A 3,696-nucleotide genomic window follows, 5' to 3' on the forward strand; every position below is an offset into this window, starting at 1 on the left:
GCCGGAACCGCGGCGGCGGCCGCGAGCGGCTGCCAGGGCAGGCAGCAGATGAGGGCCGGCAGCGTGAGCCGGCGCAGGTTGGGTAAGGGCTTTCTCATAGTTGAAAAGAGAGGTGGGATTCTCGGACAACGATTCACACAATCGTTTGTGCGTTGCAAGCTACACAAACGATTGTGTATTTCAATAAAAAAAGTTTTAAAGTTGGCTGACGCACCCAAAATGATGGTTTTTGTGTTTCCGCCTACACACGGTGCCGCCGTTTTTAATGCCGCGGGACTGCGGGGCGTAAGTAGGAACTCACCCGCGGGCACGGGTGCTTCTACTGCGCAGCCGCCCTATCCATGAGGAATGGTAAAGCAGTGGCCTTACCGGTGCAAACAAAAAACCCCGGCCGGTTGGCCAGGGCTTCTTGCTTTATGCCACTTGCAATTCGTCTTCGCGGTAGCAGTCCCAGAATCCGTCGTTGAGCCGGTACACGTTCACCCGGTGCACGAGGCCGGTTTCGGGCCGCCGCTCCTTCAGCTGCCCGCGCCAGATTACCTGGCGCGCCGGGCCGCCGGGCGCAGGCTGCACCACGTGGCCCACGGCGTACACAAACGAGCTGGCCGGCGACAGCATCCGCACCACGGGCGCCGTTTCCTCGTCCTGGCTGAAAACCTCGTCCGGCATAGCGTCGGCGGCTTCACCGTCTGGCAAGGCGTCGGGCGTGAATTCATCAACAGTCGGTTCGGCGTCGTAATGGATTTTGGGAGCAGCAGGCATACTATAATGGCGTAGTAACTTTCTTAGCAAAGCTACGCCGGGCCTAAGCAGTTTAGCAACCACAGCAATTAGCAGGCGCGACACCGAGGGCTAAAACAAAAAACGCCCAATGCTTCTAGCATTGGGCGTTTTCGTGAAGCGTATTGGGCTCGAACCAACGACCTCCACCGTGTCAGGGTGGCGCTCTAAACCAACTGAGCTAACACTCCGGGCTGCGCGGCTGGCACTGGGCGGGCCGCGGCGCAAAGGTAATGCACGAGCAACGGCTTCAGCCAAGGAGTAGCTTTTTTATTGCGCAGAGTGGCAGCGGGCAACTTTCTGAGCCCGGGAAAGTATAGGGCAAAACAGAAATATTCATTCGTTCTCGTTTACGTGGCGTTTTGCCACCAGCCATTTCCCCCTCTCACCATGAAAAAGACGCTTCTGTTTCTCCTGCTGGGCCTCACCACTGCCACCACTGCTTTTTCGCAGGCCCGCCCGGGTGGCGCCCTCACCTCGAAAGACTACACCGGCGGTAAATCGACCGAATCGGGCAACACCGGCTTCGGCGTGAAAGGCGGCTACAACTTTTCGCGGCCCTACGGCGACGAGATTCCCAATGGCACGGCCTACCATAATTACCACGTGGGCGTTTATGGACAGTTTGGCTTCAACAACTTTTCATCGGTACAGGTTGAGTTGCTCTACAACCGCAAAGGCTACAACTCGGACATTTCAACCTACAACGGCACCCAAATCACGAAGACGAACGCCACAACCCGGCTGGACTATTTCGAGTTGCCCATCCTGTATGTAGCTAACATCACGAATAACTTCTCGGTACACATCGGCCCACAAGTGTCGCTGCTTACCAAAGCTAGGTCTGCTGATAAAGACTTGGGACTGGCCGAAAACGGCTTCAATACCGTTGATTTCGGCGGAATTGTGGGCGGGGCCTTCCGCGTAGGACCAGCCCAGATAGGCGCGCGCTACGACCTTGGATTTGGTAAAATTTTCGATACTTCGAAAAAATACGCTTACACGGGCAGTTCCCCCGTGCAGTACTACACCAACCCCTCCATTCATAACCAAGTGGTGCAGGTGTACCTGGCCTTGGGCATTCACCAATAACCAAGTTCCCTCGTCGTTAGTATATGCAGGAGGCTCCGCAATGGGCCTCCTGTTTTTTTATCGGCCTAGCCGCATTCTCTCCAGCTATGAAAAACGTTTTCTTCCTTTTGGCGCTGACGGTGGCCACCGGCTCGCAGGCCTGGGCGCAGGGCGGCATGACTTCGAAAGACTACGATAACGGCGCCACCGGCACCGAGTCGCGCAATACCGGCGTGGGCATCAAGGGCGGCTACAATGTGTCGTATCTGAAGGGCAGCAACGTCGACCTGTTTCCCAATACCAATTCGCTGGCGGCCTTCAACGCGGGCGTGTACGGGCAGTTCGGCTTCACCAATTTTGCTTCGCTGCAAGTTGAGCTCTTGTATAGCCGCAAAGGCTACCGCACCGACGCCAGCTCCGGCCCGAATGGTGCGGGCGCATATCCGGCCTTCGATACCCGCCTCGATTATATCCAGCTGCCCCTGCTGTTCGTGGGCAACCTCACCGAAACGCTGAGCATCCATCTGGGCCCGCAGGTAGGACTGCTCACCAAGGTGATGCAGGACGGCCAGAACCTCGACCTGAAGGCCAACGGCTACAACAGCCTGGAATACGGCGTAGTGGGCGGCGCCGAAGCCCGCCTTGGCCTGGGCCGGCTGGGCGTACGCTACGAGCTGGGCCTGAGCAATGTGTATAAAGACGGCACGGTGGTGGCGTACCGGGGCACGCCCGTCACGCTCAGCGGCGCGGGCACCAGCGGCAACATCCACAACCAGACCTTCCAGGTGTACCTGGGCATCGGCTTCCGCAAGTAACGCATGCTGTTGGCCCTGCCCGCGGCCGAGGTATCGGCCTTATTCATGCAGCGCGAGGCCCTGCTAGGCTGGGCTTTGGCCGTGCTTGCTGCCTGGGTACTGCTGAACCTGGTGGGCAGCGGCTATTACCTGGCCCACGCCGACCGCCGCCGCGAAAGCTATTATTTCCACGGCCTGAACGTGCTGTGGAATATGGTAGATGCCGGCCTGGCGGCCTGGGGCATCCTGCGCCTGCACTTTCATCCACCGGCGGGCCTCGACGCGGCCGAGCTGCTAAGTAGCCAGCACTTCTACGAGCTGCTGTTTGGAGTAAGTGCCGGACTGGATGTGCTTTTCATACTGACGGGGAGCTATCTGCGTCGCCAGGCGCTGCGGCCAGGGCAAAATCGGCCCGAGCGCCTGCTGGGCTACGGCCGTGCGCTGTGGGTGCAAGGCGGCTTCCTGCTGGTGGTCGATGCCAGTATGTGGGCGGCCCTGCATCTGGCTGCGCAGCGCTGGCCAGCGTGAGCTAAAAAGTCAATTTATCATCCCATTATGGGAAAAAATCTCATATTGGGAAGAAACTTGTTTCCATTCGAAGGGCTGAAACAGGCTTAAGACGGTCAAATAGCCACGTTCGACGGAAAAACCGTGGGGCGAAAAGCTTATCATCAGAGCTTTGTGTAGCAATTGCCCGATGCCACAACTCAACCGCCTGATGTTTGCGGCCGGCATTTGCCCCCGAACTATGCGCCTGTTACTGACTTTCCTGCTTGCTTGCTGCACTGTTTTGGCCCCCGCTGCCCTGGCACATCCTCTCGACCGCGTGGAAGCTATTCAGCTTACCTCGCCAGCCGGCGGCGTGCGCCTGCACGGGCTGATGCGCCTGCCCACCACCGGCACCGGCCCCTTTGCGGCGGCTGTGCTGCTGGCCGAGCGCGGCACCGATGAGCACAACCCTACCGCCCCCGACAACGTGCTGCTCAGCAGCCTGGCCGACCACCTCGTCAGCCAAGGGGTGATAGTGCTGCGCCTGCACGAGCGCGGCAAC

At 59.0% G+C, this 3,696-nt stretch carries 4 protein-coding genes, 1 tRNA gene and 1 pseudogene; 4 read left to right on the forward strand and 2 right to left on the reverse strand.

Annotation, left to right across the window (positions count from 1 at the left end):
* Positions 1–414: 414 nt before the first annotated feature.
* Positions 415–762, reverse strand: coding sequence for a hypothetical protein (locus ACYVDE_RS17175; RefSeq protein ID WP_460502774.1), 348 nt, complete (start codon positions 760–762; stop codon positions 415–417).
* A gap of 134 nt (positions 763–896) precedes the next feature.
* A tRNA-Val gene (locus tag ACYVDE_RS17180) sits at positions 897–971 on the reverse strand.
* A gap of 199 nt (positions 972–1,170) precedes the next feature.
* On the opposite strand from ACYVDE_RS17180, the gene ACYVDE_RS17185 reads away from it, so the two are divergent.
* The 4 genes and pseudogenes from ACYVDE_RS17185 to ACYVDE_RS17200 form a co-directional block, all read left to right on the forward strand.
* Complete coding sequence (locus ACYVDE_RS17185) at positions 1,171–1,872, forward strand: porin family protein (RefSeq protein WP_460502775.1); 702 nt, start codon at positions 1,171–1,173, stop codon at positions 1,870–1,872.
* Positions 1,873–1,958: 86 nt separating this feature from the next.
* Complete coding sequence (locus ACYVDE_RS17190; RefSeq protein ID WP_460502776.1) at positions 1,959–2,666, forward strand: porin family protein; 708 nt, start codon at positions 1,959–1,961, stop codon at positions 2,664–2,666.
* A 3-nt stretch (positions 2,667–2,669) separates the two neighbouring features.
* Entirely contained in the window at positions 2,670–3,173 is a 504-nt protein-coding gene (locus tag ACYVDE_RS17195; protein ID WP_460502777.1) for a DUF6992 family protein, read from the forward strand.
* 262 nt (positions 3,174–3,435) lie between these two features.
* Positions 3,436–3,696 (forward strand): annotated as a pseudogene (locus ACYVDE_RS17200) (hypothetical protein); the annotation flags it as partial.

The organism is Hymenobacter agri (assembly GCF_054778495.1).

Excerpts from the sequence above, each read along its gene's own strand:
- ACYVDE_RS17195 (WP_460502777.1), top strand. The coding sequence starts at position 2,670 with ATGCTGTTGGCCCTGCCCGCGGCCGAGGTATCGGCCTTATTCATGCAG.
- ACYVDE_RS17190 (WP_460502776.1), top strand. The coding sequence starts at position 1,959 with ATGAAAAACGTTTTCTTCCTTTTGGCGCTGACGGTGGCCACCGGCTCG.
- ACYVDE_RS17175 (WP_460502774.1), bottom strand. The coding sequence starts at position 762 with ATGCCTGCTGCTCCCAAAATCCATTACGACGCCGAACCGACTGTTGAT.
- ACYVDE_RS17185 (WP_460502775.1), top strand. The coding sequence starts at position 1,171 with ATGAAAAAGACGCTTCTGTTTCTCCTGCTGGGCCTCACCACTGCCACC.